This window comes from Lutibacter sp. (assembly GCF_041596795.1).
Lineage (GTDB): Bacteria > Bacteroidota > Bacteroidia > Flavobacteriales > Flavobacteriaceae > Lutibacter.
Genome location: NZ_JBFHHX010000243.1, coordinates 1 through 2,895, shown reverse-complemented (window position 1 = coordinate 2,895; position 2,895 = coordinate 1). Strand labels below are relative to the sequence as shown.

General features: G+C 32.6%; 1 protein-coding gene. It reads right to left on the bottom strand.

What is annotated here, in order from left to right; all coding sequences use genetic code 11:
• Window positions 1–2,895: alpha-2-macroglobulin (locus tag ABY298_RS15840; RefSeq protein WP_372747014.1), on the bottom strand; the 2,895-nt coding region annotated here is incomplete at both ends.

Genomic DNA, 2,895 nt, shown 5'->3' with positions numbered 1-2,895 from the left:
TGATGAAGCTCCAACTACTTTTATTCCTTTTGATAATTTCAAACCAATTTGCACGTTTTTAACCTTATTTTCCAGAGCAAAAACCGTAACTGGTAAGGTAACTTTTTCACCCGGACTTAATTTACGAGGAAGCGAAGCCAATACCATTAAAGGCTTTCTAACGGGCGTTGTAAATTCTGCATTTCCATAAGCGCCACTACTATTATCGGCTGCAATAACCATAGTTCGCACAGAACCAATGTATTTTGGTAATTGAATGGTATGACTCGCGGTTTTACCTTTTTCCAAAGTAAAAGGCCCCAAATAACGCACTACTGGTTTAAATCTGTTGGCTTTATTGTTTTTGGCTGGCGCAGCTTCACCATCGCCTCCAATACCAAAAACTTGTTCAATTTTTCCACCGTAAGCTCCAATTACATCATCAAAAATATCCCACGTTTTTACACCCAAAGCTTCACGCGTGTAAAAAGCATTCCAAATATCAGGTGTTTTATAGCGAGTTAAATCTAACAAACCTTCTTCAACAACTGCAATTGTATAAGTCATTTTTTTACCTGATTTTTCCTTTAATTTTAAGGTGAATTTTTCTTCAGGTTTTAACACTTTTGGCATAGTAATAATTGGCTCTAAACGTGTATTTGCATCTTCAACCAATAAAGGAATAACACCATACAAACGCAACGGAAAATCGTTAGCAGTTGATGCATGTGGTTGCAATAATGTAATATTTACAAACACATTTGGCGCCATTTCTTTGGTAATTGGAATTTCTACCTTAGTTTCACCTTTTTGTGTTTTTTGCCATACCTTTTGTAAAACTTCGGTTCCGTTTTCAATACTAATTAAAGCGTTTCCGTTTGTACCTGATGGAAAAGTAATTACAGCGGTTTCACCAACATTATAGCTGTCTTTATCCGAAGAAAAAACCAACATATTAGAACCTTCTGGATCGTTTGATGGGCGTTTCCACCAGTTTTTATAAAAATAAACTGTGGCTCCAGTTGCATGTCCTCCTTTTTTATCAATTACACGAATTAAAAATCTTCCACCATCGTTATCAGGAATATTTAATTTGAATGCTCCTTTTCCCTTGGAATTGGTGTTTATTTTTAATTTCTTGTATGGTTTATGAAAACTACTTCCATCGTAGGTTGATAAATTATCATAGGAAGAACTCCACCACCAACGCCATTCTACTTTATACACTTCAATTTCTAAATTGTTTTTAGCGATTGGCTTACCATTTTCGGTAATTGTTGCTACGCTAAATGTTACGCTTTCATCGGTATCATAAGAATTATACGCTTTTGGTTTTGGTAATTTTAACCCAACAAATGCTGCGTAAGGAGCGTATTTTTTTGAAATAACATCTATAGAAAAATCGCCACCGTTTTCGTATGCTTTTGATAAAAAAGCAACGTTTAACATTCCGGGAGCTTTGTTTTCTAAATTTATTTTTTTGTTGATGGTTGCTGTGCCATTTTCATTTAAATTTCCTTCAAAAACCTTAATTTCTTCCGAAGAAAATTCACGTGTTGGATCGTTAAAAATATAATCTGGAAACGTATCAGAAAAAGCATTGTAATTATTGGTAAATTTAGCATTTACTTCGGCTTTTATATTTTTTGCAGGAGTACCATGCAGCCATTTTACCGCTAATTTTCCATTTATTGAAGCATTACTTTTTAGCACCTGATCAGTAAAATCTATATTAATTTTTAGTCTATTTGGTTTTACTGTTTCAACCTTTAATTGTTTGTAAAATTTAGCTCCGCCAACCGAAATGGTACTGTTCCAATTTCCGGTTGGATCGGTATCGGAAGTTGGTACCATAAAATTATAAATACCATGTGCATTTTTAGATACTATTTGGTTAAATGCTATTTTTCCACGCGCATCTGTAACCTGTAATTTTATTGGATGCTCTTTAGGTAATGGATTCGCATTATCATTTAAAACAAAGGTTAAATAAATAGAATCTCCAGGTCTCCAAACGCCGCGTTCTCCATATATAAATCCTTTTAACCCTTTTTGTAATTTTTTACCAGAAATATTAAAATTACTTAATGAAAGTGCGTTTCCATCATCTAATTTTAAGTAGGTTTTATTTTTTCCGTTAGAAACAATTGCAAAACTTGCAATAACATCGGCGTCAATTCCTGTAAAGCCACTATTATCCGTCACTAGTTGCGCAATTTCTTGTTGTTGGTAGTTGTACAAAGTAACTTTTGCACCACTAATTGGATTGGTTGTTAAAATATCTGTTACTATAAAAAAGTACGAATTATTTTCTCCTTTTTTGGCAATAACCCCAATGTTTGAAGCTAAAATATTTGCGGAAACTACATTATCATAATGTGAATAATAGGCTTTTTTACAAGGATTTTCTCTATCGCGCCAATTGTAATAATTATCGTTATAACTGTAAATTAAATTATCCCAATATTGTTCTTCTCTTTCCTCTTCGTCATCAGATAATTCTGTATTATTTTGATTGTCATCATAAAAATCTTCTTCATAATAATCGTCGTCATTTGTGTTTTCTGAAGCAACTTCAACACCATCACATTTATACAAAGAATATTCTTGTTTTATACTTAATTCTACTCTGTAAATTGCGCCAGGATCGGCTTTTATTAGCGTGGATAAATCTATGGAATACGCTTTCCATTTACCATTATCATCTAACTCGCTTTTTTGAAGATTAATTGTTTTTTTAGCAATCCTTCTACCAACTCTTCTAATATCATAACTATTATTGCTTCCTAAATTATCTGTTTGTAAAAATTGCAAAATGTTATTTTCAAAAATTTTGATAATTCTAACATCAACAGCTTTTAAATTAACAGCTTCAAAATTAAATTTTAAATCGTTAGAGTTTGGTAAAATTACACC